The organism is Streptomyces sp. NPDC002643, from assembly GCF_053592555.1.
On the sequence record NZ_JBSFVY010000017.1, the window covers coordinates 1 to 26,183 of the forward strand.

Consider the following 26,183-nt stretch of genomic DNA (forward strand, 5'->3'; position numbering starts at 1 on the left):
ACTTCGCCAGGAAGCAATAGCCGACCCACCCTCCACCAGCGACCTTGCCCCAACCCCAGCCAGAAACGGACATCACCTTACGAACCGCCCACTCACAGCCCCGCGCCCCTGAACTGCCGGGCCTACGGCCCTGGCAGTTCCCTCCGGGGCCTCAACGCGCCTTTGACCACAGCCACTTCTGGAACATGAGGGTCAGGGTGCCCGCCAGGATGATGCCCAAGAGGTTCAGTAGGAGTTGGTTGGTGGAGCCGACTGTTTGCTTGGTGTCGCCGTAGGCCAGGGCCACCGCCGCGTTGGCGGCTGCGGGGACCGTGGTGACCGAGATGGCCACGCCCACCAGGGCGCCGGACTTGGCCGAGGTCAGGGAGAGGGTGCCGGCGATGCCCGCCAGGACGGCCACGATGAAGGAGAAGGCGTCGGGGGCGTAGACGAAGGCGGTGTTGGGGCGGTCGGCCTCCAGCTTGGCCTCGGTGAAATAGCCGAGCGCGTCCATGAAGAAGCTGAAGCCCACGGTCACCGCCATCGCCACGGCGAAGCCCACCAGCAGGGCGACGAGTGAGCGTACGGCCAGGCGTGGGCGGCGTTGGACGAGTGCCGTGCTGAGGCCGGCCAGGGGGCCGAACTCGGGGCCCACCGCCATCGCGCCGACGATCAGGATCGCGTTGTCGAGGACCACACCGCAGGCCGCGATCATCGTCGCCAGGGTGATGAAGGCGACGTAGGTGAGGGAGAGCGTCGACTCCTCGTGCGTCGCGTCGGCCAGGTGTTCCCACAGGACCGCGTCCGCGCCTTCGCCCGGTGCCTCCTTCTCGGCCTTGTCGGCTCGGCTGGACAGCGACAGGTCGATGTTCTCGACCGCGATCGAGCCGGTCCTGTCCAGCTCCAACGCCCGTAGCGCGCCGATCAGTTCGTCGCCCGCCTCGCGGGCCACATCGCACATCACGACATCCCCGGCCGGGTTGCGGGCGGTGCCCGGCATGACGACGAGATGGGTCGTGCCGATCGTCTTCTCGATCAGGTGGACCACGTCGTCGGTCCTGTCGGGCGGGGTGATCAGGCGCAGATGCAGCATGGCGTCTTCATAGCAGGTGGCCGAGAGGGTGTGGGGCGCGGCTTCAGAGTTTGCGGAGGCTGAGGCGTCGGACCTTGTGGTCCTGGCCCTTGCGGATGATCAGGGTGGCCCGGCCCCGGGTGGGGGCGATGTTCTCCACGAGGTTCGGCTTGTTGATGGTGCGCCAGAGGGTGCGGGCGTAGTCGAGGGCTTCGTCCTCGGAGACCTGGGTGTACGTGCGGAAGTACGAGTCGGGGTTCTGGAACGCGGTCTGGCGGAGCTTCTTGAAGCGGTTGAGGTACCAGTGCTCGATGTCGTCGACGCCGGCGTCCACGTACACGCTGAAGTCGAAGTAGTCGGCCAGTCCGACGCGGGTGCGGCCGTCCTTGCCGGGAAGGGCGGGCTGGAGGACGTTCAGGCCCTCGACGATGAGGATGTCCGGGCGGCGGACGACGAGTTTCTCGCCGGGGACGATGTCGTAGATGAGGTGGGAGTAGACGGGGGCCGTCACCTCGTCCTTGCCGGCCTTGATGTCGGCGACGAAACGGGTGAGGGCGCGGCGGTCGTACGACTCGGGGAAGCCCTTGCGGGAGACCAGGCCGCGTTCCTGGAGGTCCTTCATGGGGAGCAGGAAGCCGTCCGTGGTGACCAGTTCGACGCGGGGGTGTTCGGGCCAGCGGGCGAGGAGGGCCTTGAGGAGTCGGGCCACGGTGGACTTGCCGACGGCCACCGAGCCGGCGACGCCTATGACGAAGGGGGTGCCGGACTGGGAGCCCTGTTCGCCCAGGAAGGTGTTCAGTGCGCCGCGCAGGCCGTGGGTGGCGCCGACGTAGAGGTTGAGGAGACGGGAGAGCGGGAGGTAGATGTCCCGTACCTCGTCGAGGTCGATGACATCGCCCAGGCCGCGCAGCCGCTCGACCTCCTCGGCGGTCAGTGGCAGCGGCGTCTTGTCGCGCAGCGCGCTCCACTCGGAACGGGTGAGGTCGACGTAGGGAGTCGCCTCCGGCCGCTGCCGGTGGGCGCTCCGGGGCATCGAGGAGACCGGAGAGATCACAGTCCATTGTTAACGGAGTTTGAACGGGTGGCGGGGTGTGCTCCGTCACGCCGCGACGGCCGCGGAAGGCGCTTTGGGGGTCGGTGGTCGAGTGGGCGCGGTCTCGTTGTGTCGCCACTGTGCGTGAAGTGTGTGCGCCGTATGGACCTCGGATGGTTGGCGGGTCTAGCGTCCGGGCAGTCGGGAGGGAGCTTCCTTCCGGCCGTCCACGACGCTTTGGGGGGTCTGTCGTATGTACATACCGAATGTTCTGCGCCGAATATCCACGCGCGCCGACCGGCCCGATCTCTCCGGGCGTGTGTGCAGCGAGCTCGCGGCGGATCTGCCGGACGAGGATCTGGGGGAGTGTCCGGACGATGCGATTGACATGTACCGGATGGGGAGTAAGCCGCGGTGCGAGGAGGCCGAGTACCTCGGGATGCTGCGGGAGGCGGCCGACCGGATCGAGGAGGGCGACTGAGGCGTCGGTGAGGGCGTCGGCGCGTCGGACAGGCCTCAGTCCATGGCCGCCATGGAGTAGCCGAGTGCGACGGCCACGACGACGCCGATGACGACGAGGGCGATCAGGACCAGTCCGAGCAGCCCTGTCACGCCGGCGATCGCCGCCCAGCCGACCCGTGTCGCACGTCGGGCCCGCTGGACGGCGTCCTCGTGGTCGCTGTCGTCGTACCAGTCGCGATCGTTCATGTGCGCATCCTTGCCGAGGCTTCCTGGCCGCAGGTCACCATCCCGGCTGTTCGAACCAAGGACGTCAAACGGCATATCTGGATGGACATTGTGCGCCGGTTCCTGACGGTCCGTAAGGGGACGAAGGCCGGGGAGACCATCAAGGGGCTCGACTACAAGACCGCGTACGGCGCCGCGATGTACGAACTGCCGATCAAGGAGCTGGTGTCGGGCGATGAGCCGCTCAAGGGCATGATGATGGGCGAACTGGCCGATGCCATCAGCCAGCTCTTCGGCGACAGGTCCCCGGAGACCGCGGAGGGAGCCACCCGGGCGGCGCTCGGCTCGTTCAACCTGAAGGCGACGGTGAGCGGCTACAACACGCTGACCCGGCGTGGAACGGTCGAGTTCGAGATCACGCAGTCGATGACCGTGGAGTCCCTGACCCGAGGTGTCTCGAAGGAGGGGTACGACGGTAGCGGGGAGAAGGACGCGAAGGCGGTGATGATCTCGAAGGCCGCGGGCATGGCGTTCCCCAACGGCCAGAGAGATCTGAAGATGACCTTCAACTGGTCCGAACAGATCCCCATGGGGCCGCCGGCCGGGTGATCGAGACCGGCTGGGACAAGTGGTGATCAAGACCGGCTGAGACAAGTGACGGACGGCGTTCCCTGCGAGGGACGCCGTCCGTGCGTGCGGCTCAGGCCGTGATGTCGCGCCAGGCTGCGGGGATGGCCTCCGCCACGTACTGGGCGCCTGTCGGAGCCCCCTTGGCGGCGTACCGTCCCGCCAGCCCGTGCAGATACGCCGCCGCACTCCCGGCGTCCAGCGGGGTGAGGCCCGCGGCCAGGAGGGAGCCCGCCAGGCCGGAGAGGACGTCGCCGCTGCCGGCTGTGGCGAGCCAGGGGGTGCCGGTGGGGTTGACGCGGACCGGGGTGGTGTCCGGGGCGTCGGGGGTGGCGATGAGGGTGGTGGAGCCCTTGAGGAGGACCGTGGCGTTGTAGGCGCGGGCCAGGTCGCGTACGGCGGTCAGGCGGGACGCTTCCACCTCCTCGCGGGAGATGCCCAGGAGGGCCGCCGCCTCTCCGGCGTGGGGGGTCATCAGGGTGGGGGCCGTTCGGGCGCGGACCGTTTCGCGGTCGGCGAGGCGCAGGCCGTCGGCGTCCAGGAGGACGGGGACGTCCGTGGAGAGGATCTCGGCGATCGGGGTCGCGTCGTCGCCCGCGCCGGGGCCCGCCACCCAGGCCTGGACCCGGCCCGCCCTCTTCGGGCCGCCGTCGGAGACCAGGGTTTCCGGGAAGCGGGCGAGGACCGCGTCGGCGGCGGCGCCCACGTAGCGGACGGCGCCCGCGCCACCCCGTAGGGCGCCCGCGACCGCCAGGACCGCCGCGCCCGGGTAGCGGGTCGAGCCCGCCGCGATGCCCACCACTCCTCGGCGGTACTTGTCGCTCTCCGGGGTGGGGCGGGGGAGGAGGGCGGCCACGTCGGTGTGCTGGAGGGATTCCAGGGCGGGGGTCGCCGGGAGGGTGTCGTCCAGGCCGATGTCGATCAGACGGACCGAACCGGCGTACTCGCGCGCCGGGTCGATCAGCAGGCCCGGCTTGTGGGTGCCGAAGGTGACGGTGAGGTCGGCGTGGATGGCGGGGCCGTGGACCTCGCCGGTGTCGGGTTCGATGCCGCTGGGGAGGTCGACGGCGATCACGGTGGCTCGGGCTGTGGCGGTGAGGGGGGCCAGGTGGGCGGCTTCGGGGCGGAGGCCGCCCCTGCCGCCGATGCCCACGATTCCGTCTAGGACCAGGTCGGCGTTGGCGAGGAGGGCGGCGGCGGTTTCGGGGGTGTGGGGGGCTGTGGTGCCGCCTGCCCGGAGGAGGGCTTTGAGGGCTTCGGGGTGGGTGCGGCCGGGGTTCAGGAGGATCGCCGTCACTCCCGCGCCTCGTTTCGCCAGGCGGGCGCCTGCGTAGAGGGTGTCGCCGCCGTTGTCGCCGCTGCCGGTGAGGAGGACGACGCGGGTGCCGTAGACGCGGGGGAGGGTGGTCGCGCAGGCTGCGGCCAGTCCTGCGGCGGCGCGTTGCATGAGGGCGCCGTCGGGGAGGCGGGACATCAGGGTGCGTTCGGCTGTGCGGACGGTTTCTACGCGGTGGGCTGAGCGCATGGGGTGAGTCTGCCTTGGGGTGGGGGCCGGGTGCAGCTTGGGTGGGGTGGGCCTTGGGGGTTGGGTGCTCGGGGGTGGTGCCGAGGGTGGGGTGGGCCTTGGGTGTCGGGTGCTCGGGGGTGGTGCCGGCCGGGCCGGGGTTTCGCTTACCGGCGCTTACAGGGTGCCGCTGCGCCCACCCTCCCCCACGCTCGGCTTCGCTCGCGCGGGAGGTGCCCCCATCGCCCGAGCGGCACGATTGCCCGCAGCTACGACGGCTGCGGTTGCCCGTGGCTATGGCGGCTGCTGGGTGGGCTGCCGCCCCAGCGGCGCGATTGCCCGCGGCGAAGCGGAGCAACGCGGTCGCCGGTCAGCCCTCCGCCACCACCACTGCCGAAGCCACCCCCGCGTCGTGGCTCAAGGAGATGTGCCAGGACTTGACGCCCAGTTCGGAGGCGCGGGAGGCGACCGTGCCGGTTACTCGGAGGCGGGGTTGGCCGGAGTCCTCGACGTAGACCTCGGCGTCGGTCCAGTGGAGGCCGGCGGGGGCGCCGAGGGCCTTGGCCAGGGCTTCCTTGGCCGCGAAGCGGGCCGCGAGGCTCGCGATGCCTCGGCGTTCGCCGCTCGGGAGGAACAACTCGGTCTCCAGGAAGAGCCGTTCGGCCATGGTGGGGGTGCGTTCCAGGGCGGCCTGGAAGCGGTCGATCTCGGCGACGTCGATGCCGACTCCGATGATGGGCATGCCCCGCACCTTAGGGCACCTACGGATTTCCGGATGTGCTCCCTACTCCACCGTCACCGACTTCGCCAAGTTCCTCGGCTGGTCCACCTCGTTGCCCCGCGCCGTCGCCAGTTCGCAGGCGAAGACCTGGAGGGGGACCGTGGCGACGAGGGGTTGCAGGAGGGTCGGTGTGGCGGGGATGCGGATCAGGTGGTCGGCGTAGGGCGTGACCGTGTCGTCGCCCTCCTCCGCGATGACGATCGTGCGGGCGCCCCTCGCGCGGATCTCCTGGATGTTGGAGACGATCTTGTCGTGGAGGATCGAGCGCCCGGCGGGGGACGGGACCACGACGACCACGGGCAGGTCCTCCTCGATCAGGGCGATCGGGCCGTGCTTCAGCTCACCCGCCGCGAAGCCCTCGGCGTGCATGTACGCCAACTCCTTGAGCTTCAGGGCGCCTTCCAGCGCCACCGGGTACCCGACGTGGCGGCCCAGGAACAGCACCGTGTTCTTCGCGGCGAGGGTGCGCGCCAACTCCCGTACGGGCTCCATCGTTTCCAGGACCCGTTCCACCGCGTCCGAGATACGGGAGAGGTCGCGGATGACCGCCGAGATCTCGTCGCCCCACTTCGTGCCCCGTACCTGGCCCAAGTACAGAGCTACGAGGTAGCAGGCCACCAGCTGGGTCAGGAACGCCTTCGTCGACGCCACCGCCACCTCAGGGCCCGCGTGGGTGTAGAGGACCGCGTCCGACTCCCTCGGGATCGTCGAGCCGTTGGTGTTGCAGATCGCCAGGACCTTGGAGCCCTGTTCGCGGGCGTGGCGCAGCGCCATCAGCGTGTCCATCGTCTCGCCGGACTGGGAGATGGCGATGACCAGGGTGCGCGGGTCGAGGATGGGGTCGCGGTAGCGGAACTCGCTGGCCAGCTCCACCTCGCAGGGGATACGCGTCCAGTGCTCGATGGCGTACTTGGCGATCAGGCCGGAGTGGAACGCCGTACCGCACGCCACGATGACCACCTTGTCCAGCTCGCGCAGCTCCGAGGCGGAGATCCGGACCTCGTCGAGGGTCAGCGAGCCCGCCGCGTCGATCCGGCCGAGGAGCGTGTCGGCGACCGCCTTCGGCTGCTCGGCGATCTCCTTGAGCATGAAGTAGTCGTAGCCGCCCTTCTCGGCGGCCGAGACGTCCCAGTCCACGTGGTACGAACGGATGTCGGCGGGGCGGCCGTCGAACGTCGTCACCGTCACCCCGTCGCGGCGCAGCTCCACCACCTGGTCCTGGCCCAGCTCGATCGCCGAGCGGGTGTGGGCGATGAACGCGGCGACGTCCGACGCGAGAAAGGCCTCGCCCTCGCCGACGCCGACCACCAGCGGGGAGTTGCGGCGGGCGCCCACGACCACGTCCGGGGCGTCCGCGTGCACCGCGACCAGCGTGAACGCGCCCTCCAGCCGACGGCACACCAGCCGCATCGCCTCCGCGAGGTCGTCGCACGACGAGAACTCCTCGGCGAGGAGATGGGCGACGACCTCGGTGTCGGTCTCCGAGACCAGGTCGTGGCCGCGTTCGGCCAACTCGGCGCGGAGTGCGGCGAAGTTCTCGATGATGCCGTTGTGGACGACCGCGACCCGGCCCGCGTTGTCCAGGTGCGGGTGGGCGTTGGCGTCCGTGGGGGCGCCGTGGGTGGCCCAGCGGGTGTGGCCGATGCCGGTCGTGCCGGTGGGCAGCGGGCGGTCGACCAGCTCCTTCTCCAGATTGACCAGCTTCCCGGCCTTCTTGGCGGCGGCCAGGCCCCCGTCGGCCGGCACCGCGACGCCCGCCGAGTCGTACCCCCGGTACTCCAGCCGCTTCAGACCGGCCAGGACCACGTCCAGAGCGGACTGCGAGCCGACGTATCCCACGATTCCGCACATATCAACCCCTGCGTCCGTCCCGGTCATGGCCTGTGGTGTGTCTCTTGTGACTGTACGTGACATGTCTGACAGCGGGGCGTCCGGTGTGCCCTCATGGGGTGCTCGGTGCGCTCTCGCACCGGGTGACCTGCCGCCCTCATATCGGGTGACCTCCCGCGCGGGGATCGGGTGACCCGCTGCGCCGTCGGTGCTCTCTGAGACACTGGCCCTGCCATGACTGAGAACGAACCCCTCGCGACCGCGCCCCTGCGGGCCCGGGCCGAGATCGATCTGGATGCCCTGCGGGCCAATGTGCGCACGCTCCGCGCGGCGGCGCCGGGCGCCGCCCTGATGGCCGTCGTGAAGTCGGACGCGTACGGCCACGGCGCGGTGCGGTGTGCGCGGGCGGCGGTCGAGGCGGGGGCGGGCTGGCTGGGCACGGCCACCCCGGAGGAGGCGCTGGCGCTGCGCGCGGCGGGGCTGCCGGGGCGGATCATGTGCTGGCTGTGGACCCCCGGCGGGCCCTGGCGGGACGCGATCGAGGCGGACATCGACGTCACCGTCAGCGGAATGTGGGCCCTTCGCGAGGTCACCGAGGCGGCCCGGCGGGCGGGGGCACGCGCGCGCGTGCAGCTCAAGGCCGACACCGGTCTCGGACGCAACGGCTGCCAGCCGGGCGGTGACTGGGCCGAACTGGTGACGGAAGCGCTGCGCGCGCAGGCCGAGGGGCTCCTCACCGTCACCGGCCTCTGGTCGCACCTCGCCTGCGCCGACGAGCCCGGGCATCCGTCCATCGCCGCCCAGCTCGACCGTTTCCGCGAGATGGTCGCGTACGCCGAGGAGCGGGGCGCACGCCCCGAGGTGCGGCACATCGCCAACTCCCCGGCCACGCTCACCCTCCCCGACTCCCACTACGACCTCGTCCGCACCGGGATCGCCCTCTACGGCATCTCGCCCAGCCCCGAGCTGGGCAGCTCCGCCGACCTCGGACTGCGCCCGGTGATGCGGCTCAGCGCCTCCCTCGCGCTGGTCAAGCACGTCTCCGGCGGGCACGGCGTGAGTTACGGGCACCACTACGTCACCCCCGGCGCCACCACCCTCGGCCTGGTCCCCGTCGGCTACGCGGACGGCATCCCCCGGCACGCCTCCGGCACCGGGCCCGTCCTGGTCGGCGGCAAGTGGCGGACCGTCGCCGGGCGGGTCGCCATGGACCAGTTCATCGTCGACCTCGGCGGGGACGAACCCCCCGCCGGGGACGAGGTGGTGCTGTTCGGGCCGGGCGACGAGGGCGAGCCGACCGCCGAGGACTGGGCGCAGGCGGCCGGAACCATCGGGTATGAGATCGTCACCCGCATCGGAACCCGCGTTCCGCGCGTCTATGTCGACACGGGGGTGTGAGACGGCTGCGCCCCCGGGCGTACGGGTCCCAAGCGGCGCACGGGTCCCGGGCGGGGCACGAGTCGCCGATCGGGAGGTACGCCGATCGGGATGGATATCGGGGATGTATGAAGACGCGGGAATGCGTGAATACGCCTGAACACGAGTAAGTGAAGGGCGAACGGGACGGGTAGCTCCGTACGGACGCGGAGCGGTCGGATGGCAGTGTCCGGGACCGGAACCGGGGCCCGGAAGTCGGCGAAAGGGAACGGGACGTGAGCGAGAGCAACGCGGAGGCCGTGGAGGCCGTCGCGGACGCGGCCGCCACGGCCGCGTCCGCCGCGTCGGCCGCCGCCGACGGGATCTGGCGGCGGGCCGGCATCGCGGGTGCGGCGATAGGCGTGGTCGCCGCGGGCGCCGCCGCCGGGGTCGCCATAGAGCGCCTCACGGTGGGGCGCGGCATGCGCAGGAAGGCCCGCCTCGCCCTCGACTCCACCGGCCCGTACGGGGCGCTGCGCGGCACCCCCGGCAAGGCGTACGCCGACGACGGCACCGAGCTGTACTACGAGGTCGACGACGTCGAACCCCAGGGCGGACCGGCGGGCCGCAGACGCCGGCTCTTCGGCCGCAAGGCGCCCGCCCCGGTCACCGTCGTCTTCAGCCACGGCTACTGCCTCAACCAGGACTCCTGGCACTTCCAGCGCGCCGCGCTGCGCGGAGTCGTCCGGACCGTGCACTGGGACCAGCGCAGCCACGGCCGCTCCGGGCGCGGGGTCACCCAACTGCGCGACGGTACGTCCGTCTCCATCGACGAACTCGGCGACGACCTCAAGGCCGTGATCGACGCGGCCGTGCCCGAGGGGCCCATCGTGCTCGTCGGGCACTCCATGGGCGGCATGACCGTTATGGCGCTGGCCGACCGGTACCCCGAGCTGATCCGTGAGCGGGTCGTCGCCGTCGCGCTCATCGGTACGTCGTCGGGGCGGCTCGGCGAGGTCAACTTCGGGCTGCCCGTCGCGGGCGTCAACGCGGTGCGGCGGGTGCTGCCGGGGGTGCTGAAGGCGATGGGACAGCAGGCCGCGCTGGTGGAGCGGGGGCGGCGGGCCACCGCCGATCTGTTCGCCGGGATCATCAAGCGGTACTCGTTCGCGTCACGGGACGTCGATCCGGCGATCGCCCGCTTCGCCGAACGGATGATCGAGGGCACGCCCATCGACGTCGTCGCCGAGTTCTACCCGGCGTTCACCGACCACGACAAGACGGAGGCGTTGGCGGCGTTCGCCGAGCTGCCGGTGCTCGTGCTGGCCGGGGTCAAGGACCTCATCACACCGAGCGAGCACAGCGAGGTCATCGCCGATGTGCTGCCGGACGCCGAGCTGGTGCTGGTGCCGGATGCCGGGCATCTGGTGATGCTGGAGCACCCCGAGGTGGTGACGGACCGGCTCGCCGATCTGCTCACGCGTGCGGGGGCCGTGCCGGCGGGGGCTACCGTAAGTGGTTATGGAAGCGCCAGCAGCACCGCGCGGGGTGGGTGAGACCGTGGCCCCCGCCACCTCGTCGTCGTCCGCGTCGTCGTCTTCGCCGTCCTCGGCGTCGTCGCCTTCGTCGTCCCCGTTCCCGTCCTCGTCGTCCTCGTCGTCCGTCGAGATCACCGTCAATGCGCCCGGGCAGATGCTTGAGCTGGGGCGTCGTTTGGCCAAGGTGGTGCGGGCCGGGGATCTGGTGATGCTCAACGGGGAGCTGGGGGCCGGGAAGACGACGCTCACGCGTGGGCTCGGGGAAGGGCTCGGGGTGCGGGGGGCCGTCACCTCGCCGACGTTCGTGATCGCCCGTGTGCATCCCCCGCTGGGCGACGGGCCGCCCCTCGTCCACGTCGACGCGTACCGCCTGGGCGGCGGGCTCGACGAGATGGAGGACCTCGATCTCGATGTCTCGCTGCCCGAATCGGTGATCGTGGTGGAGTGGGGCGAGGGCAAGGTCGAGGAGCTGACCGACGACCGGCTGAATGTCGTCATCCACCGGGCCGTCGGGGACACGACCGACGAAGTACGGCATGTCACCGTCACCGGGGCGGGCGAGCGGTGGGCATCGGTGGAGCTGGGGGCGCTCTCGGCCTGAGGCCGCTTGTCGCCGGGCGGATTTCGCTTACGCGGCTGTGTCCGGGCTTGTGTGCGTTCCGACAAGGTGTCGGCAACGTGTTGCGTTGGGCGTGTTCGGCGTGGTCACATGGTAGCCAGTCCTTGGTTAGGTCTACCTAACTTGGTTCGCCGGGTGCACCAGGAGGCGTCCATGTCGACCGTTGAGCGGAAGCCCTCCGGGGTGGGTGGGGTGTCGATGCGGGACCTTTTGGCTTCTTGTGCGGCGGCGAAGGCGGTGTCCACGCCTCCGGCTCCGCCTGTGGCTCCGCCGGTGAAGGCCGTGGAACGGCGCCCTGTGGCTGGGCGGTGCCCCGAGGCTGCGTGACTGTTTGCGCCCTGGGAGGGGTGATGGGGGGCGTATCGCGGCTGCGGGTGGGTGGGGGCTGGTCGCGCCCACGCGGCGGAGCCGCATATCGATACGGCCCCGCGCCCCTGAAAGCAGCAGTGGCCCCTCGGCGCCCAGGCGCCCCTCATCTGCCCCAGGCGCCCCTCATCGACGCTCCCAGGCACTCCTACTCGACCACGACCACCTGTGTGCCGATGGCCGCGAACTCCCACATCGCCTTGCCGTCTGCCCTTGATTCCCGGATGCCGCCCGTTTTGGTGGTCGGGTCGGGCTGGGGGGTTGAGCCGTCCACCGCCGCGCTGAAGCCGATCGAGACTCCGTCTACCGTCGCGAAGCGGACCACGTGTTCGATGGGGGTGCCGTCGGAGCCCGTGACGGCGGCCGAGCGGGAGGTGACCGCGTAGGTGGAGGGGGTGGGGTCGACCGTGCTGGGCGTGACCTCGAACGTACGGGTGATCTTCTCGTTGGCGCCGATCAGCCAGACGCGGTCCTCGTCGAGGGAGTAGACGACCCGCTCGCCCGTGCCCGAGTTCTCGGGGAGGGACTCGGTGTCGTCCTTCTCCTTCTCGGCGGGGGCCTTGGACTTCTTGGCCGCCGGGGACTCGGAGGCGTTCGGCTTGCCCAGGTCCTTCGGCACGCTCGCCTGTGCCTGGTAGGTGAGGAAACCGACTGCGGCGATGGCCGCCGCCGTGAGCCCGGCCACGAATCCCGAGCTGCTACTGGCCACCTTCTGCGCCCACCTCTCGTACCCCTGTACGCCTGTGAAATACCTCTGTGCTGTGACGGTAGCAGCAGAGGGAGGGTGGACTGGGTCGGCCGTGGGCCCGGCCGAAGCGCCGTAGGCTGTTTGCGTGCTCTTGCTCGCTCTGGATACCGCCACCCCCGCCGTCACCGTCGCCCTGCACGACGGGACGGATGTCGTCGCCGCGTCGAGCCAGGTGGACGCGCGTCGGCACGGGGAACTGCTGCTGCCCGCCGTCGACCGGGTCCTCGCCGAGGCGGGCGTCCGCCTCGACGCCGTCACCGGGATCGTCGTGGGCGTCGGGCCCGGACCGTACACCGGGCTGCGTGTCGGGCTGATGACCGCCGACACCTTCGGCCTCGCCCTCGGGGTCCCCGTCCACGGCCTGTGCACCCTCGACGGTCTTGCCCATGAGGCCGGGGCCGAAGGGATCGAGGGGCCGTTCGTGGTCGCCACCGACGCCCGGCGCAAAGAGGTCTACTGGGCGCGGTACGAGAGTCCGCGCGCGCGGGTGACCGAACCGGCCGTCGATCGACCGGGTGAGATCGCGGACGTCGTGGCCGGGATGCCGGCCGTGGGGGCGGGGGCGCGGCTGTATCCGGACACGTTCCCGGACGCGCGGGGGCCCGAGCATGTGTCGGCGGCCTCGCTCGCGTCGCTCGCCGCCGAACGGCTGGCCGCCGGTGAGGAACTGGAGGCGCCCCGGCCGCTGTATCTGCGGCGGCCCGACGCCCAGGTGCCCAAGAACTACAAGGTGGTCACCCCCAAGTGACGACACCTGTGCTGCGCGAGATGCGCTGGTGGGACATCGAGCCCGTACTGGAGCTGGAGAAGGTCCTCTTCCCGGAGGACGCCTGGTCCCGGGGCATGTTCTGGTCGGACCTCGCCCATGCGCGCGGACCGCGGGCGACCCGGCGGTACTACGTGGCCGAGGACCCGGAGAGCGGGCGGATCGTCGGGTACGGGGGGCTGGCCGCCGCCGGGGACATCGCCGACGTACAGACCATCGCCGTCGCCCGGGAGCACTGGGGCACCGGGCTCGGCGCGCTGCTGCTGACCGAACTGCTGCGGGCCGCGACCGCGTTCGAGTGCCCCCAGGTGATGCTCGAATGCCGGGTCGACAACATCCGCGCGCAACGGCTGTACGAGCGCTTCGGCTTCGAGGCGATCGGCTTCCGCCGCGGCTACTACCAACCGGGGAACGTCGACGCCCTCGTCATGCGCCTCGACACCAAGTCGGACAGCGGCGCGGCACCGCCCTCCGTAGAAGAAGCGGCACCGACCTCCGTAGAAGAAGCAGAAGAAACCGAGAACAAGAACCATGACTGACGAACCCCTGGTCCTGGGGATCGAGACCTCCTGCGACGAGACCGGTGTCGGGATCGTGCGGGGCCACACGCTGCTGGCCGATGCCGTCGCGTCCAGTGTCGACGAGCACGCCCGTTTCGGTGGGGTCGTGCCGGAGGTGGCCTCACGGGCCCATCTGGAGGCGATGGTTCCGACCATCGACCGGGCGCTGAAGGAGGCGGGGGTCGGCGCGAAGGACCTCGACGGCATCGCCGTGACCGCCGGTCCGGGGCTCGCCGGTGCCCTGCTGGTCGGTGTGTCGGCGGCGAAGGCGTACGCGTACGCACTGGGCAAGCCGCTGTACGGGGTCAACCATCTGGCGTCCCACATCTGTGTGGACCAGCTGGAGCACGGGGCGCTGCCCGAGCCGACGATGGCGCTGCTGGTGAGTGGTGGGCACTCGTCGCTGCTGCTGTCGACGGACATCACCTCGGACGTACGGCCGATGGGGGCGACGATCGACGACGCGGCGGGGGAGGCGTTCGACAAGATCGCGCGCGTGCTGAATCTCGGGTTCCCGGGTGGGCCGGTGATCGACCGGTACGCGCGCGAGGGCGACCCGGGCGCGATCGCGTTCCCGCGCGGGCTGACGGGCCCCCGTGACCCCGCGTACGACTTCTCCTTCTCCGGGCTGAAGACGGCTGTGGCCCGTTGGATCGAGGCCAAGCGGGCGGCGGGGGAGGAGGTGCCGGTGCGGGATGTGGCGGCGTCCTTCCAGGAGGCCGTTGTTGACGTGCTGACGCGCAAGGCCGTGCGGGCCTGCAAGGACCAGGGGGTCGATCATCTGATGATCGGCGGTGGGGTCGCCGCCAACTCCCGGCTGCGGGCGCTCGCGCGGGAGCGGTGCGAGACGGCCGGCATTCGACTCCGGGTGCCCCGGCCCAAGTTGTGCACGGACAACGGGGCGATGGTGGCCGCGTTGGGCGCCGAGATGGTGGCGCGTGGGCGGGCCGCGTCGGACTGGGATCTGTCGGCGGACTCCTCACTGCCGGTGACGGACCCGCATGTGCCGGGGAACTCTCATGAGCACGCACATGACCATGTTCACGAGGTCGCGCGGGAGAACCTGTACTCGTGACCGTCGCGTTGATGTGGGAGGCCCGTGCCGTCGAGGGGCGCGGGGCCGAACTGCTCGCCTGGACGCTGGCGCAGGAACTGCCGGAGGAATCCGGCGGCCGGTTCCTGCGCCGCGAGATTTTCCGGGCGCCCCAGGACCGCGTACTGGTCATCACCTGGTGGGACGCCGAGTACGACGCCGAGCTGCCTGAATTGCCCGAGCCGGCGGGTGAGTTGGTGACCCGGGCGGTCCATCGTTGGCGGTTCGAGTCGGTTCGAGTCGATGGGATCAACTCCGCAATTTCCCAATAGTTGACCGCAATTTCGCGACAGAGTTCCTGTGCGGGACGTGCGTATTGTCACTGCTGGCCACAGCAAGTGACCTTCTCTTCCAGGAGTTGAACGTGTCCCGCATAGCGAATTCGCTCAGATCCATGAAGAGCACCACCCGTCGTTCCATGACGGTCGGCGTCGTCTCCCTCGGCGCCTTCGCCACCGCCCTGGTGGGTGCCACCCCCGCCGCCGCGTGGACCCCGGGCACCCAGCACTGGGGCGACGCCACCTGGTACAACCCGAGCGCCGGGATCGGGGCGTGCGGTTGGTACAACAGCGACAACGAGATGGTGGCGGCCGTCTCCCCGCAGGTGTACGGCAGCTACCCCAACCCCAACAACTCCCCTGTGTGCGGGCGGAAGATGGTCGTCTTCAGCGACGCGGCCGGGAGCTGGTCGAAGCCGGTCATCACCGTGACGGTCGTCGACAGGTGCGCGGGGTGCGCGCCGAACGACGTGGACCTCAGCCCCGCCGCGTTCCAGAGGCTGCGCGATCTGGGTGTCGGGCGGTTCTACACGACGTGGGTCGAAGCGGAGTGAGCGTCTGATCGTCGAAGCCGAGTTGGCTTCTGATCGGTTCTGTCGTCAGGCCCGGCCGGGTGTCCCCAACGGCCGGGCCTTTCCTCGTTGTTCACCGCTCAGTCGACGCCGCGTCGGAATTGTCGATAGCCCGTGGGCGTATGGCCGATATGCCGACGGAACACCGCGGTGAAATGACTGGCCGTACTGAATCCGCAGCGCAGGCCGATTCTGCCGACGGGTTCGTCGGTGGACTCCAGTAATCGGCGCGCGGTCTCGATCCGTAGCCCGGTGAGAAATCGATGGGGTGTCTGGCCGGTCGTCGCGGAGAAAAGACGCAGGAAATGGAATCGGCTCAGCGCGACTTCGCGGGCGAGATCGTCCAGGCCGATACGGTCGGCGAGATGAGCCCGCATATACGCGATGACCGTCTCCAACTGCCGTGCCCCGAGGGCGCCTGGCTCGGCGGGTCCACTGTGCGCGGGCGAAGGTTCGTAGCGGGCAGTGGTCATCGCACGCGACTCCTGGGACTTGGGAGGGGCGGCACGAAGGTATGGGCCAATGCGGGGGCCGAGTTGCCCGACCGCGCCAGAGGACATGCCCCACAAGGACGCCTCCACGGCCATGAACCGGGCCGCCTCCCCACCCGTCTAGCTGCGGCAGAGACCACAGCTCGTGAGGAGAACGGTCATGCTCGGCGACACCGTCACCACTTACCGGTTCGGCCCCCTGCGTGTCACGACCACCGAGGCCGGTCCGTTGCGCATCACCTCGACCGAGGCTGGCCCTCTGCGCGTCCAGAAGTCCGCACGCACGACTGTCCACTCCACGCGCGACGACCACGTCGTGGTGCTGCTCCAGGACAGCGGCTCCGTGATCATCGACCAGAACGACCGGCGGACCCTGCTCCGCCCCGGAAGTCTCGCCTTCACCGACACCACCCGCCCCTACACCCTCACCTGCCCGGACCGCTCCCGCACGCACGCGTTCCGCTTACCGACCCAGTGGCTGGGCATACGGGAGGCCGACCGGCGGCGCATCACCGAGGCGCCGGTCCAGCCCCACACCGAAGCCGCCGCCCTGGTCATCCCGTTCCTCTCCCGCCTCGCCGACCGCGCCGCCACCTACGGGCCCCACCTGCGCCCCCTGCTCGCCCGCAACACGGCCGACCTGCTGGCCACGCTGGCCGCCGAGCGACTGGAACTGGACGGTGTACGCAGCGGCGGTGGCTCCGGGGCCGGCGCCGGAAACGGCGACGGCGCCGACCCCGCGAGCACTGGCGCCGATGTCGCGAGCACGGTGCTGCGGTTGCGGATCAAGGGCTTCATCGAGGACCGCCTCACCGATCCGGACCTCACCCCCCGGACCATCGCCGCCGCCCACCACATCTCCGTACGCCACGTCCACAGGCTCTTCCAGCACGAGGGCACGACCGTGAGCCGCTGGATACAGCACCGCCGCCTGGAAGCCTGCCGCCGGGCCCTCAGCCGCCCGGCCCACAACCCCCCGGCCCTGACGGCCATAGCCCACCGCTACGGCTTCACGAGCTACCCGCACTTCAGCAGGGCCTTCCGTATGGCATACGGCATGTCACCTCGCGAGTGGCGCACCATCACGGAGCTTTGTGACAGCGGGGCTTGAGGGGGTGGGGGCGAGTAACAGCCGTACTCGACGTGTGACGATCACGGATCTGCTGAGCTGAGTGGAGTCGGTGGCCACCGAGGTCGGTGGCGAGGCAGAGACGCACATGGCGCGTGTGGGGCTTTGCCTGGAGGAGCATCCCGAGTCCGTACAGGTCCGGGCACTGCGTCCCGGGCTCTTTCAGGCTGCGGCTGCTTTCTTCCACGCTCCGGACCCAGTTGTTCGGGAAGCGGCTGTTCCGCTCCTGGACGCCCCGGAGCTCGTTGGGCAGCGCGCCCTTCTCACGCCGCTGGTCCGCGATGTGCTGCTCGTCAGCGACAACCGTTCGTATCGCCTCGTTGCCGGCCGGGGTCTCAAGTCCTGCGGAGAAGGGAGGGGTTTGCTGCCTGACGAGCAGGACGAGGACCTGTGGGCGGGCGGCTGCAGCGGCGAACCGCCTTCTTGACCTCGATCTTCTCCGGGGCGTTTGACGCGTCCTCTGTTCCGGCGACAGGCCGCGCGGTCAGTTGATGCCGAGCCCGCGCCAGGCCGCCGTGGACGACAGGTTCGGGCGCGGGCTGCTCATCGTGGGGGAGGCCGCCGACCGGTGGGGGGTGGACGAGCTGACCGTCGGCAAGGCGGTGTGGTGTGAGATGGACGTCGTACTCCCCGGGATCGCGGAGGGGCAGCCGGGGCGGCGGTTGAAGCAGCGCTTCTGATGTCAGCCCTCCGTCGGCTGGACCTCCGTTTCGCAGTGCAGGCGGCGATCCGGGGCCAGTTCGCGTACGGGGCCTGTGAGTGTCAGGCGGGCCGTGTGGCGGATGTCCGTGCTCGATGCGCCCAACCGGAGTTCCAGGGCGCCCGGTTCGACCACCCTGTTGCCCGCGCGGCTCGTGAACGACGACAGGTCCGCGTGGAAGCGGAAGGTGATGCGGGAGGCCTCGCCCGGGGGCAACTCCAGGCGGTGGTACGCGATCAGGCGGATGTCGGGGCGGGTCACCGTGGCCACCGGGTCGTGCAGGTAGAGCTGGACGACTTCCGCGCCGGGGCGGTCGCCGGTGTTGCGGACGGTGAGTGAGATGTCGTACGTGCCGTCCGTGGCGATCTCCGGGACCGGGCTGCCGGTGGCGGCCTCGCCCTCAGAGCCCCGGCCCTCGAAGTCCGTCCACTCGAACGACGTGTACGACAGGCCGTGGCCGAAGGGATGGAGGGGGGTGGGGTCCAGGTTGCTGGCGTTGCCCACCAGGCCCAGGGGTGGCTGGAGGTACGTCCACGGCTGGCCGCCGGGGCGGTTCGGGACGCTCACCGGGAGGCGGCCCGAGGGGGAGACGCGGCCCGACAGCACTCCCGCCACCGCCGGGCCGCCCTCCTCCCCGGGGAAGAACGCCTGTACGGAGGCGGCCAGTTGGCCTTGCCAGCGGCCCAGGGCGTAGGGGCGGCCGGTGAGGAGGACAAGGACCACCGGGGTGCCTGTGGCGATCAGGGCGTCCAGCAGTTTCGCCTGGACTCCGGGGAGGCGCAGGTCCTCCGCGTCGCAGCCCTCCCCGGACGTGCCTCGGCCGAAGAGGCCCGCCCGGTCACCGAGTACCGCCACGCAGACGTCGGCCTCCGAGGCTCTCGCGACCGCTTCCGGGAAGCCTCCTGTGTCGTCGCCGTCCACGTCGCACGCGTGCGCGTGCGTGATCTTCGCGTCGGGGAGTTCCGTGCGCAGGGAGTCCAGGACCGTGGGGATCTCGATGCCCAGGGGGGTGCCGGGGTGGGCGGGGAGGACGTGGGAGGGGAAGGAATAGCAGCCGAGCATGGCCAGGGGGTCGTCGGCCCGTGGGCCCACCACCGCGATCCTGATGTCGGGGGCGAGGGGGAGTACGGCGTCGGGGTTGTCCAGCAGCACCACCGACTCCTCGGCCAGACGGCGGGCCAGGGCACGGTTCACCGGGGGATCGAGGTCGACCGCGGGCACGGAGGCGACGGAGGAGGCGGTTCCGGTCGCGGTGGGCTCCGGGGTCCAGTCCTCGTCCAGCAGGCCCAACTCGCACTTCTGGAGCAGGACCCGGCGTACGGCCCGGTCCACCAGGGACTCGGGGATCTCGCCCGCGCGTACCGCCGTCACCAAGGGTTCGCCGTAGCAGCGCAGGGTGGGCAGCTCCACGTCGATGCCGGCGGCGAGCGCCGCGTGGGCCGCCTCCGCGCGGTCCGCCGCCACGCGGTGGTTCGTCTCCAGGAAGCCGACGCCGAAGTAGTCGGAGACCACTGTCCCCGTGAACTTCCATTGCTCGCGGAGGAGTTCGGTCAACAGGCTCGGGTCCGCCGACACCGGGACGCCGTCCGTCTCCGTGTACGCCGCCATCACCGAGCGGGCGCCGCCCTCCCGCAACGCCATCTCGAAGGGCGGCAGGACGATGTCCGCGAACTCCCGTACCCCGGCCCGCACCGGCGCGTGATTACGGGCGCCGACGGACGCCGCGTACCCGGCGAAGTGCTTCAGCGTCGCCACGATTCCGGCCGACTCCAGGCCCCGTACGTACGCCGAGCCGATCGTGCCCACCAGGTACGGGTCCTCGCCCATCGTCTCCTCGACCCGTCCCCAGCGCGGGTCGCGGACCACGTCCAGGACGGGGGCCAGCCCCTGGTGGACGCCGATCGACGCCATGTCCTCGCCGATGTGCCGGGCCATCTCCTCGACCAGGGACGGGTCGAACGTCGCGCCCCAGGCCAGGGGGACCGGGTAGGCGGTGGCCCGCCAGGCGGTGAAGCCGGCCAGGCACTCCTCGTGGGCGACCGCCGGGATGCCGAAACGGTTCGCGGCCATGATGCGACGCTGGGCGCGGGCCAGTGCCTGCGCGCCCAGCGCCGGGTCCACGGGGGCCGTACCGAACGCCCGCGTGAGCTGGCCCAGGCCCCGGGTGATCAACTCATCGAAGTCGAACGCCTCCGACATCCCCTCCTCATCGGGGGCGATGTCCTCACCGTTCGCATCACTCTTCACCCACACGCCGTACAACTGCGCGGTCTTCTCTTCGAGGGTCATCCGGGAGAGCAGGTCCGAGACACGGACCTCGGGCGACAGATCGGGGTCACGCCAGGCGGCGGTGGTCATGGAACTCCTGTCAGGTGCCGGGTCGGAGGGCGAGTGGCGGATGACGGATGACGGATGGCAGATGGCGGATGACAGATTTCGGAGATCGGATGACGGATGACAGACGGTGGATGACGGATGACGGATGACGGATTTCGGATGACAGGCGACGGATATCAGATGTCGGATTTCAGATGACAGATTTCGTCATCTGTTATCTGTCAGCCGTCATCCGTCACTTGCCCCCCACCCCCATCAACCCACCCACCAACGCCCTCCGCGCCACCAAATAAACCGCGAAGATCGGAACCCCGGAGAGGACGACGGACGCCAGCAGTGCCGGGATGTTGATGCCGAACTGGCTGACGTAGTTGAAGAGGCCGAGGGTGAGGACTCGGGGGCCGTCGGACTGGGTGAAGATCAGGGGGAAGAGGAAGCCGTTCCAGGCCTGGAGCGCGGCGTAGATGACGACCGTGCTGATGCCGCCCTTGGCCAGGGGGATCGTCAGTTGGAACAGCATCCGCAGGGGTGAGGCGCCGTCCAGGGCCATCGCCTCGTACAGGTCCTCCGAGACGTCCCGCAGGGTGCCGACCAGGACCAGTACCGAGACCGGCATCGCGAAGGCCGCCGTCGGGAGGATGACGGCGAGGAGGGTGTCGTAGAGGTCCAGTTTCGCGATCAGCAAGTACAGGGGGACCACGACCGCTTGCGCCGGGATCGCCACTCCCAGGAGGAAGAGGCGGAACGCGGCGTTCGACCAGCGGTTCCGGGTGCGTACGGCCGCGTAGGCGAGGGGGGTCGCGAGGGCCAGGACTATGCCGACCACCGTCACCGCGACGATCGCCGTGTTGCTGAGCAGGTGGCCGAAGCCGTTGTTGAGGACCGTGTTGTAGTTGTCGAGGGTGGGGTCGGAGGGCGGGCGGAGGGGATTGCTGCTGCCGCTGTCGTCGACCCCCGTCAAGGACGCCGACAGCATCGCGTAGATGGGGACCAGGACGACGATCAGCCAGAGGAAGGCGCCGAGGCCGGCCACCGGATTGGCGCGTCTCGTCCAGTGGCGTCGGCGGCGGGGGCTGCTCATCGCGCGCTCCGGTGGGGGCTCTTCGGTCTTCGCGGGACGCGGCAACGTATCGTGTGACACCTCGTCACATCCCTTCGCGCGTACTGCGCATGGTGCCGAAGCCCGACAGCCTGACCAGGACGAGGGACAGGCCCGTTGCCGCGATGACCAGGAAGGTCGCGATGGCGGACGCGTAGCCGAAGTCGTACGTCTTGAAGCCCGCCTCGTACATCAGGTAAGGCAGGATCGCGGTGTCCGTGCCGGGGCCGCCCTTGGTGAGGATCAGGACGGTCTCGAAATACGTCAGTGAGCCGACGACGATCAGGACCGTGGACGTGGTGATCGTGTTGCGGAGCTGAGGCAGGGTGATCGAGAAGAACTGGCGGTAGCGGCCGGCGCCGTCGATGGCGGCGGCCTGGTAGAGGACGTCGGGGATCTGGCGGGCCCCGCCCTGGTAGATCAGGGTGTGGAAGGGGATGAACTGCCAGCCGCCGACGAACACGATCGCCAGGAACGCGCCGCTCTGGCTGCCCAGGGTGTCCTTCTGGATGATGCCGAAGTTCGGGTCGAGAAGGGCGTAGAAGAGGATCGCTATGGCGGTGGAGGAGAGCAGGAACGGGACGAAGAAGATCGCGGAGAGTACGGCGCGGTTGCGTTGACGGCCCGCCGCCCAGACGCCCAGGAGCAGGGCCACGACCGTCTGGAACGCCCAGCTGGCGAGCGTCAGGACGACCGTCAGCCACAGGGACTGGGTCAGTCGGGGGTCGTCGAGCAGCTTCTGCCAGTTGGCGAGGCCCACGGGTCGCGGGTCGCCGAGGCCGTCCCAGCTGGTGAAGGAGAGGTAGAGGGCGAGGGCCATCGGGACGACCGCGAAGAAGGTGAAGAAGAGGACGCCGGGGAGGGCCCAGGCGGCGCTCGGGCGGCCTACCCGGCTGACCTTCGTGGTCACTTGAGCCCCTTGCACGCCGTCACGAACTCGCTCGGCGACGACTGGCCCGCGAACAGCTTGCCTATCTCCGTGTGCATCTTGGTGCCGAGCGCGTCGCCGAGGGCCTGGTCCCAGGAGAGGGTGAACGCGGGGGCCTGCTGGACCATGTCGTACTGGAACGTGGCGTACTCGGGGTTGGGGGCGGAGGCGAGCAGATCGGCGGCGTTGGAGGTGGTGGGGACGTCGCCGTTGTCGATGAGGGCCTGGGCGTACTCCTTCGAGGCGCAGTCCTTGAGGAAGCCGATCGCCAGGTCCTGGTTCTTCGTACGGGCGTTGACGGACCAGTAGTTGGTGGGGTTGCCGACGACGTTGCGGACGTCGCCCGTGCCGCCCTCGACGGTGGGGAAGGCGGCCCAGCCCATGTTCTTCTTGGCGAAGTCGGGGAACTTGCCGAGCTGGGTGGAGTAGTCCCAGGAGCCCATCAGGTGCATGGCGGCCTTGCCGCGCGCGAAGACCGCGGGGGCGCCGCCGTTGACGTACGACACCGAGGTGAACTTGGAGCCGAAGGCGCCGTCGTCGATGAGTTCCTTGACGAGTTCGGCGGCCTTGAGGACGGCCGGGTCGCCCCAGCCCTCGGCGTCGCCGTTCTGGATGCGTTTGAAGACCTCGGGGCCGCCGATGCGGTCGACCAGGTACTCCAGCCACATCAGTTCCGGCCAGATGTCGGAGCCGCCGAGTGCGAACGGGGTGATCTTCGCCTTCTTCAACTTGGCGTTGGTGTCGAGGAGTTGGTCCCAGGTGGTGGGCGGCTGGAGCTTGTGCTCGGCGAAGACGGACTTGTTGTAGAAGAGGATGACCGGCTGCATACCGCGCATGGGGATGCCGTAGTGGCGGTCCTTGAGGTCGCCGGCGGCGAGGATCGAGGGCAGGAAGCCGTCCTTGAGGACCGGGTCGCCCTCGATGATGTCGGTGAGGTCGACGAGCTTGCCGGCCTCCTCGTACGCCTTGATGGAGCCGCCGCCCCAGTTGAAGAAGACGTCGGGGGCGCTCGGGGAGCCCATGGCGGTGCGGAGCTTGGGGGAGTAGTCGGAGCCGGGGACCTCCGTCAGTTTGACGGTGCCGCCGGCCTTCTTCGCCGCGGCCGACTTGTTGTACCGGTCCACCGAGGCCTGCTGGACCTTCACCGCGTCGTCGCCGTACACGAACGCGGTGATCGTCTTGCCGTCGCCTCCGGCGGAGCTGCCGGAGCCGCAGGCGGTGAGGCCGGTGGTACCGGCGGTGACCAATGAGGCGGCGCCGGCGCCGAGCACCCAGCGCCTGCTGAACGTCCGGCCTCTGTTCGACTCCATGACAGCACCTCTCACGAACATTGCGGGTGGCGAGTACGGGCATTGCGGGACTTGCCGGAGGGTGAGTGCGTGGGGTGGTGCGAATGTTTCGGCTGTTTCTTCGAACGTTCCGGGAACGTATGGCCGTCGAAAGGGTTCGTCAAGAGGTCGCGCAGGGATACGATCCCGCCCATGAAGCCCGTGAAGTCCGAGGAAACGCAGACAACGCAGACAACGCAGATAACTCAGACAGCTCAGACAAGAGCGCGTTCGTCGCACTCCACACAGACGGCGACGCTGGCCGAGATCGCCCGGCAGGCCGGGGTCTCGGCTCCGACTGTTTCGAAGGTGCTCAACGGCCGTGCGGACGTCGCCCCCGCCACCCGCACCCGGGTCGAGGAGCTGCTGCGCGAGTACGGCTACCGGCGCCGCCGCGCGGAGGCGACCCGGTCCCCGCTGATCGACCTGGTCTTCCACGAACTGGAGAGCGCCTGGGCGATGGAGGTCATCCGGGGTGTCGAGAACGTGGCGCGGGAGGAGGGCCTGAGCGTCGTCCTCTCCGAGAGCGCGGGCCGGCTCACCCCCGGCCGCACCTGGGCCGACCAGGTCGCCGCCCGCCGCCCGCACGGAGTCGTACTCGTGCTGTCCGGGCTGGACGAGTCGCAGCGGGCGCTGCTGACCAGCCGTTCCATCCCCTTCGTGGTGATGGACCCGGCGGGCGACCCCGGCGACGACGTGCCCTCGATCGGCGCCACCAACTGGCAGGGGGGCCTCGCCGCCACCCGGCATCTGATCGAACTCGGTCACACCCGCATCGGCGCGATCAGCGGCCCCTCGCGGATGATGTGCAGCCGCGCGCGCGTGGACGGCTACCGGGCGGCGCTGGAAACCGCCGGGCTACCGGTCGACCCGGGCATGATCAAGGCGGGCGACTTCCACCACGAGACCGGCTACCGGCTGGGCCTCGAACTGCTGCGCCGCCCCGACCGCCCCACCGCCGTCTTCGCGGGCAACGACCTCCAGGCGCTCGGCCTGTACGAGGCCGCGCGCGAGCTGGGGCTGCGCATCCCGGAGGACGTGAGCGTGGTCGGGTTCGACGATCTGCCGGTGGCCCGCTGGGTGGGCCCGCCGCTGACGACCGTACGGCAGCCGCTGATGGAGATGGCCGAGGCGGCGGCCCGGCTGGTGCTGGACCTGGGCCGCCAGGACGGTTCGTCGTCGGCGACGCGGGTGGAGCTGGCGACGAGCCTGGTGGTGCGGAGCAGCACGGGGGTGCCTCCGGCGGTTTAGCCGCGTGGTTGTGTTGCTGTATTGACGAGTGTGGTGCGGCCCCCCACACTGCTCCGAAGCCAATCGGTTGCACAACCGAAACTTTCGGAGGCGCCCGCATGAGAACTCTGAGAACCGGCTTATCCCTCACCGCCCTGTTCACCGGCGCGGCAGCGCTCGCCGCCCTGCTCGTCGCGGCCCCCGCCGCCCACGCGGCCGACCCGCCCCTGAGAGACCTCGCCGCCGCCAAGGGCAAGGCGATCGGCACGGCGGTGACCGGCTCCAAGCTCACCGGAACATACGGCGAGATCGCCGGCCGCGAGTTCAACTGGCTCACCCCCGGCAACGCCATGAAGTGGGGCTCGGTCGAACCGACCCAGGGCACCTTCAACTGGACCGAGGCCGACCAGATCGTCGCCTTCGCCGAGGCCCACGACCAGGACGTACGCGGCCACACCCTCGTCTGGCACAGCCAGAACCCCAGCTGGCTGACCAACGGCACCTGGACGTCCGCCCAGCTCAGCCAGTTGATGAACGACCACATCGCGCTCGAAGTCGGCCGCTACAAGGGCAGGCTGGCCGCCTGGGACGTGGTCAACGAGCCCTTCAACGAGGACGGCACCTACCGTCAGACCCTCTGGTACAACGGCCTCGGCGCCGACTACATCGCCCAGGCGCTGACCGCCGCCCGCGCCGCCGACCCGGACGCCAAGCTCTACATCAACGACTACAACGTCGAGGGCGTCAACGCGAAGAGCACCGCTCTCTACAACCTGGTCGCAGACCTGAAGGCGCGAGGCGTCCCGATCGACGGCGTCGGCCTCCAAGCCCACCTCATCCTCGGCCAGGTCCCCTCCACGCTCCAGCAGAACATCCAGCGCTTCGCCGACCTCGGCGTGGACGTGGCCATCACGGAACTCGACATCCGGATGCAACTCCCGGCCACCGAGGCGAAGCTGGCCCAGCAGCGCACCGAGTACGACGCGGTCGTGAAGGCATGCGTGGCGGTGACCCGGTGCACCGGCGTCACGGTGTGGGGCTTCACCGACTCCGACTCCTGGATTCCGGACACCTTCCCGGGCCAGGGCGCGGCGACCCCGTACGACGAGAACTACAACCCGAAACCCGCGTACTACGGCATCGTCACCGGGCTCGGCGGTACGGGCACCACGCCTCCGCCGTCGACGGACGGCTGCACGGCCGCCTACACCGTGGCGAGCCAGTGGAACACCGGCTTCACCGGCAATGTGACGATCAGCTGCGCCGCCGGGTCCTCGCTCTCCTCCTGGCGCGTCAACTGGACGTTCGGGGCCGGACAGCAGATCAGCCAGGCATGGAACGCGACCTGCGCCCAGTCCGGCACGGCGGTCAGTTGCTCGAACGCCTCCTGGAACGGGAGCGTCCCGAGCGGCGGTTCGGTGTCCTTCGGCTTCAACGCGACGTGGAGCGGCAGCAATCCGGTGCCGACGGTGACACTGGGCTGAGCTGTGCCTCTGACGCCGTTGCGGAGGCCCTTTCTGACGCCCTTACGG

At 70.1% G+C, this 26,183-nt stretch carries 27 protein-coding genes; 15 read left to right on the forward strand and 12 right to left on the reverse strand.

Annotated elements, in window-relative coordinates; all coding sequences use genetic code 11:
- Positions 1 to 151: 151 nt before the first annotated feature.
- Positions 152 to 1,072, reverse strand: a complete 921-nt coding sequence (locus ACWD4G_RS25235) for a DUF389 domain-containing protein (RefSeq protein WP_451297069.1) — start codon at positions 1,070 to 1,072, stop codon at positions 152 to 154.
- A 43-nt stretch (positions 1,073 to 1,115) separates the two neighbouring features.
- The gene (coaA, locus tag ACWD4G_RS25240; RefSeq protein ID WP_451297071.1) at positions 1,116 to 2,084 is read right to left on the reverse strand and encodes a type I pantothenate kinase; all 969 of its coding nucleotides are present in this window, start codon (positions 2,082 to 2,084) and stop codon (positions 1,116 to 1,118) included.
- Positions 2,085 to 2,337: 253 nt separating this feature from the next.
- Between coaA and ACWD4G_RS25245 the strand changes: the two genes are divergently transcribed.
- Complete coding sequence (locus ACWD4G_RS25245; protein ID WP_451297073.1) at positions 2,338 to 2,565, forward strand: hypothetical protein; 228 nt, start codon at positions 2,338 to 2,340, stop codon at positions 2,563 to 2,565.
- A gap of 35 nt (positions 2,566 to 2,600) precedes the next feature.
- Here ACWD4G_RS25245 and ACWD4G_RS25250 read toward each other — a convergent pair whose 3' ends face one another.
- Positions 2,601 to 2,792, reverse strand: a complete 192-nt coding sequence (locus ACWD4G_RS25250; protein ID WP_451297075.1) for a hypothetical protein — start codon at positions 2,790 to 2,792, stop codon at positions 2,601 to 2,603.
- 81 nt (positions 2,793 to 2,873) lie between these two features.
- Between ACWD4G_RS25250 and ACWD4G_RS25255 the strand changes: the two genes are divergently transcribed.
- Positions 2,874 to 3,380, forward strand: coding sequence for a hypothetical protein (locus tag ACWD4G_RS25255; RefSeq protein ID WP_451297077.1), 507 nt, complete (start codon positions 2,874 to 2,876; stop codon positions 3,378 to 3,380).
- A gap of 91 nt (positions 3,381 to 3,471) precedes the next feature.
- On the opposite strand, the gene ACWD4G_RS25260 is transcribed toward ACWD4G_RS25255, so the two are convergent.
- The 3 genes from ACWD4G_RS25260 to glmS form a co-directional block, all read right to left on the reverse strand.
- Complete coding sequence (locus ACWD4G_RS25260; RefSeq protein WP_451297079.1) at positions 3,472 to 4,923, reverse strand: NAD(P)H-hydrate dehydratase; 1,452 nt, start codon at positions 4,921 to 4,923, stop codon at positions 3,472 to 3,474.
- 349 nt (positions 4,924 to 5,272) lie between these two features.
- Positions 5,273 to 5,644: a holo-ACP synthase gene (locus ACWD4G_RS25265; protein ID WP_451297081.1), complete on the reverse strand. Its 372-nt coding sequence runs from the start codon at positions 5,642 to 5,644 to the stop codon at positions 5,273 to 5,275.
- Between the two features lie 42 nt (positions 5,645 to 5,686).
- A complete protein-coding gene (gene glmS, locus ACWD4G_RS25270) occupies positions 5,687 to 7,534 on the reverse strand; it encodes a glutamine--fructose-6-phosphate transaminase (isomerizing) (protein ID WP_451297396.1) in 1,848 nt (615 codons plus the stop codon).
- Between the two features lie 213 nt (positions 7,535 to 7,747).
- Here glmS and alr point away from each other — a divergent pair, with 213 nt between their 5' ends.
- The 3 genes from alr (at position 7,748) to tsaE (ending at position 11,008) form a co-directional block, all read left to right on the forward strand.
- Positions 7,748 to 8,911 carry an alanine racemase gene (gene alr, locus ACWD4G_RS25275; RefSeq protein ID WP_451297083.1) on the forward strand — a complete coding sequence of 388 codons (1,164 nt, stop codon included), beginning with the start codon at positions 7,748 to 7,750 and terminating at the stop codon, positions 8,909 to 8,911.
- A 254-nt stretch (positions 8,912 to 9,165) separates the two neighbouring features.
- Positions 9,166 to 10,425 carry an alpha/beta fold hydrolase gene (locus ACWD4G_RS25280; protein ID WP_451297085.1) on the forward strand — a complete coding sequence of 420 codons (1,260 nt, stop codon included), beginning with the start codon at positions 9,166 to 9,168 and terminating at the stop codon, positions 10,423 to 10,425.
- A 136-nt stretch (positions 10,426 to 10,561) separates the two neighbouring features.
- Entirely contained in the window at positions 10,562 to 11,008 is a 447-nt protein-coding gene (gene tsaE, locus ACWD4G_RS25285) for a tRNA (adenosine(37)-N6)-threonylcarbamoyltransferase complex ATPase subunit type 1 TsaE (protein ID WP_451297398.1), read from the forward strand.
- Between the two features lie 532 nt (positions 11,009 to 11,540).
- On the opposite strand, the gene ACWD4G_RS25290 is transcribed toward tsaE, so the two are convergent.
- A complete protein-coding gene (locus ACWD4G_RS25290; protein WP_451297087.1) occupies positions 11,541 to 12,101 on the reverse strand; it encodes a L,D-transpeptidase in 561 nt (186 codons plus the stop codon).
- Positions 12,102 to 12,225: 124 nt separating this feature from the next.
- Here ACWD4G_RS25290 and tsaB point away from each other — a divergent pair, with 124 nt between their 5' ends.
- From tsaB to ACWD4G_RS25315, 5 genes are all read left to right on the forward strand, one after another.
- The gene (gene tsaB, locus ACWD4G_RS25295) at positions 12,226 to 12,888 is read left to right on the forward strand and encodes a tRNA (adenosine(37)-N6)-threonylcarbamoyltransferase complex dimerization subunit type 1 TsaB (protein ID WP_451297089.1); all 663 of its coding nucleotides are present in this window, start codon (positions 12,226 to 12,228) and stop codon (positions 12,886 to 12,888) included.
- Positions 12,885 to 13,445: a ribosomal protein S18-alanine N-acetyltransferase gene (gene rimI / locus ACWD4G_RS25300; protein WP_451297091.1), complete on the forward strand. Its 561-nt coding sequence runs from the start codon at positions 12,885 to 12,887 to the stop codon at positions 13,443 to 13,445. Before tsaB ends, rimI begins: the two co-directional genes overlap by 4 nt.
- Positions 13,438 to 14,541 (forward strand): tRNA (adenosine(37)-N6)-threonylcarbamoyltransferase complex transferase subunit TsaD, encoded by a 1,104-nt coding sequence (gene tsaD / locus ACWD4G_RS25305; RefSeq protein WP_451297093.1) that lies wholly within the window; start codon positions 13,438 to 13,440, stop codon positions 14,539 to 14,541. Before rimI ends, tsaD begins: the two co-directional genes overlap by 8 nt.
- Positions 14,538 to 14,831, forward strand: a complete 294-nt coding sequence (locus tag ACWD4G_RS25310) for a hypothetical protein (RefSeq protein ID WP_451297095.1) — start codon at positions 14,538 to 14,540, stop codon at positions 14,829 to 14,831. Before tsaD ends, ACWD4G_RS25310 begins: the two co-directional genes overlap by 4 nt.
- Positions 14,832 to 14,953: 122 nt before the next feature.
- Positions 14,954 to 15,391, forward strand: coding sequence for an RlpA-like double-psi beta-barrel domain-containing protein (locus tag ACWD4G_RS25315; protein ID WP_451297097.1), 438 nt, complete (start codon positions 14,954 to 14,956; stop codon positions 15,389 to 15,391).
- Between the two features lie 98 nt (positions 15,392 to 15,489).
- Here the strand turns inward: ACWD4G_RS25315 and ACWD4G_RS25320 are convergent, their stop codons facing one another.
- Entirely contained in the window at positions 15,490 to 15,882 is a 393-nt protein-coding gene (locus tag ACWD4G_RS25320; RefSeq protein ID WP_451297099.1) for a helix-turn-helix domain-containing protein, read from the reverse strand.
- A 178-nt stretch (positions 15,883 to 16,060) separates the two neighbouring features.
- Here ACWD4G_RS25320 and ACWD4G_RS25325 point away from each other — a divergent pair, with 178 nt between their 5' ends.
- The 3 genes from ACWD4G_RS25325 (at position 16,061) to ACWD4G_RS25335 (ending at position 17,709) form a co-directional block, all read left to right on the forward strand.
- Positions 16,061 to 17,011 carry a helix-turn-helix domain-containing protein gene (locus ACWD4G_RS25325; RefSeq protein WP_451297101.1) on the forward strand — a complete coding sequence of 317 codons (951 nt, stop codon included), beginning with the start codon at positions 16,061 to 16,063 and terminating at the stop codon, positions 17,009 to 17,011.
- 70 nt (positions 17,012 to 17,081) lie between these two features.
- Positions 17,082 to 17,456 carry a hypothetical protein gene (locus ACWD4G_RS25330; RefSeq protein WP_451297102.1) on the forward strand — a complete coding sequence of 125 codons (375 nt, stop codon included), beginning with the start codon at positions 17,082 to 17,084 and terminating at the stop codon, positions 17,454 to 17,456.
- Positions 17,457 to 17,520: 64 nt separating this feature from the next.
- Positions 17,521 to 17,709, forward strand: a complete 189-nt coding sequence (locus ACWD4G_RS25335; RefSeq protein WP_451297104.1) for a hypothetical protein — start codon at positions 17,521 to 17,523, stop codon at positions 17,707 to 17,709.
- 2 nt (positions 17,710 to 17,711) lie between these two features.
- On the opposite strand, the gene ACWD4G_RS25340 is transcribed toward ACWD4G_RS25335, so the two are convergent.
- The 4 genes from ACWD4G_RS25340 to ACWD4G_RS25355 all read right to left on the reverse strand — a co-directional run bounded on the left by ACWD4G_RS25340 (position 17,712) and on the right by ACWD4G_RS25355 (position 23,403).
- Positions 17,712 to 20,087, reverse strand: a complete 2,376-nt coding sequence (locus tag ACWD4G_RS25340) for a beta-xylosidase/alpha-l-arabinosidase (protein ID WP_451297106.1) — start codon at positions 20,085 to 20,087, stop codon at positions 17,712 to 17,714.
- A 214-nt stretch (positions 20,088 to 20,301) separates the two neighbouring features.
- Entirely contained in the window at positions 20,302 to 21,147 is an 846-nt protein-coding gene (locus ACWD4G_RS25345; protein WP_451297108.1) for a carbohydrate ABC transporter permease, read from the reverse strand.
- A 64-nt stretch (positions 21,148 to 21,211) separates the two neighbouring features.
- Positions 21,212 to 22,075: a carbohydrate ABC transporter permease gene (locus tag ACWD4G_RS25350; protein WP_451297110.1), complete on the reverse strand. Its 864-nt coding sequence runs from the start codon at positions 22,073 to 22,075 to the stop codon at positions 21,212 to 21,214.
- Positions 22,072 to 23,403, reverse strand: coding sequence for an ABC transporter substrate-binding protein (locus tag ACWD4G_RS25355; protein ID WP_451297112.1), 1,332 nt, complete (start codon positions 23,401 to 23,403; stop codon positions 22,072 to 22,074). Before ACWD4G_RS25355 ends, ACWD4G_RS25350 begins: the two co-directional genes overlap by 4 nt.
- Positions 23,404 to 23,574: 171 nt before the next feature.
- Between ACWD4G_RS25355 and ACWD4G_RS25360 the strand changes: the two genes are divergently transcribed.
- The gene (locus ACWD4G_RS25360) at positions 23,575 to 24,672 is read left to right on the forward strand and encodes a LacI family DNA-binding transcriptional regulator (RefSeq protein WP_451297114.1); all 1,098 of its coding nucleotides are present in this window, start codon (positions 23,575 to 23,577) and stop codon (positions 24,670 to 24,672) included.
- Between the two features lie 98 nt (positions 24,673 to 24,770).
- A complete protein-coding gene (locus tag ACWD4G_RS25365) occupies positions 24,771 to 26,135 on the forward strand; it encodes an endo-1,4-beta-xylanase (protein WP_451297116.1) in 1,365 nt (454 codons plus the stop codon).
- The last annotated feature ends 48 nt before the right edge of the window (positions 26,136 to 26,183 follow it).

Bases quoted from the DNA above. Each gene is read 5' to 3' on its own strand.
- ACWD4G_RS25235 (WP_451297069.1), bottom strand. From the start codon at position 1,072: ATGCTGCATCTGCGCCTGATCACCCCGCCCGACAGGACCGACGACGTG.
- coaA (WP_451297071.1), bottom strand. From the start codon at position 2,084: ATGCCCCGGAGCGCCCACCGGCAGCGGCCGGAGGCGACTCCCTACGTC.
- ACWD4G_RS25245 (WP_451297073.1), top strand. From the start codon at position 2,338: ATGTACATACCGAATGTTCTGCGCCGAATATCCACGCGCGCCGACCGG.
- ACWD4G_RS25250 (WP_451297075.1), bottom strand. From the start codon at position 2,792: ATGAACGATCGCGACTGGTACGACGACAGCGACCACGAGGACGCCGTC.
- ACWD4G_RS25255 (WP_451297077.1), top strand. From the start codon at position 2,874: ATGGACATTGTGCGCCGGTTCCTGACGGTCCGTAAGGGGACGAAGGCC.
- ACWD4G_RS25260 (WP_451297079.1), bottom strand. From the start codon at position 4,923: ATGCGCTCAGCCCACCGCGTAGAAACCGTCCGCACAGCCGAACGCACC.
- ACWD4G_RS25265 (WP_451297081.1), bottom strand. From the start codon at position 5,644: ATGCCCATCATCGGAGTCGGCATCGACGTCGCCGAGATCGACCGCTTC.
- glmS (WP_451297396.1), bottom strand. From the start codon at position 7,534: ATGTGCGGAATCGTGGGATACGTCGGCTCGCAGTCCGCTCTGGACGTG.
- alr (WP_451297083.1), top strand. From the start codon at position 7,748: ATGACTGAGAACGAACCCCTCGCGACCGCGCCCCTGCGGGCCCGGGCC.
- tsaE (WP_451297398.1), top strand. From the start codon at position 10,562: ATGCTTGAGCTGGGGCGTCGTTTGGCCAAGGTGGTGCGGGCCGGGGAT.
- tsaD (WP_451297093.1), top strand. From the start codon at position 13,438: ATGACTGACGAACCCCTGGTCCTGGGGATCGAGACCTCCTGCGACGAG.
- ACWD4G_RS25315 (WP_451297097.1), top strand. From the start codon at position 14,954: ATGAAGAGCACCACCCGTCGTTCCATGACGGTCGGCGTCGTCTCCCTC.
- ACWD4G_RS25320 (WP_451297099.1), bottom strand. From the start codon at position 15,882: ATGACCACTGCCCGCTACGAACCTTCGCCCGCGCACAGTGGACCCGCC.
- ACWD4G_RS25325 (WP_451297101.1), top strand. From the start codon at position 16,061: ATGCTCGGCGACACCGTCACCACTTACCGGTTCGGCCCCCTGCGTGTC.
- ACWD4G_RS25335 (WP_451297104.1), top strand. From the start codon at position 17,521: ATGCCGAGCCCGCGCCAGGCCGCCGTGGACGACAGGTTCGGGCGCGGG.
- ACWD4G_RS25340 (WP_451297106.1), bottom strand. From the start codon at position 20,087: ATGACCACCGCCGCCTGGCGTGACCCCGATCTGTCGCCCGAGGTCCGT.
- ACWD4G_RS25345 (WP_451297108.1), bottom strand. From the start codon at position 21,147: ATGAGCAGCCCCCGCCGCCGACGCCACTGGACGAGACGCGCCAATCCG.
- ACWD4G_RS25355 (WP_451297112.1), bottom strand. From the start codon at position 23,403: ATGGAGTCGAACAGAGGCCGGACGTTCAGCAGGCGCTGGGTGCTCGGC.
- ACWD4G_RS25360 (WP_451297114.1), top strand. From the start codon at position 23,575: ATGAAGCCCGTGAAGTCCGAGGAAACGCAGACAACGCAGACAACGCAG.
- ACWD4G_RS25365 (WP_451297116.1), top strand. From the start codon at position 24,771: ATGAGAACTCTGAGAACCGGCTTATCCCTCACCGCCCTGTTCACCGGC.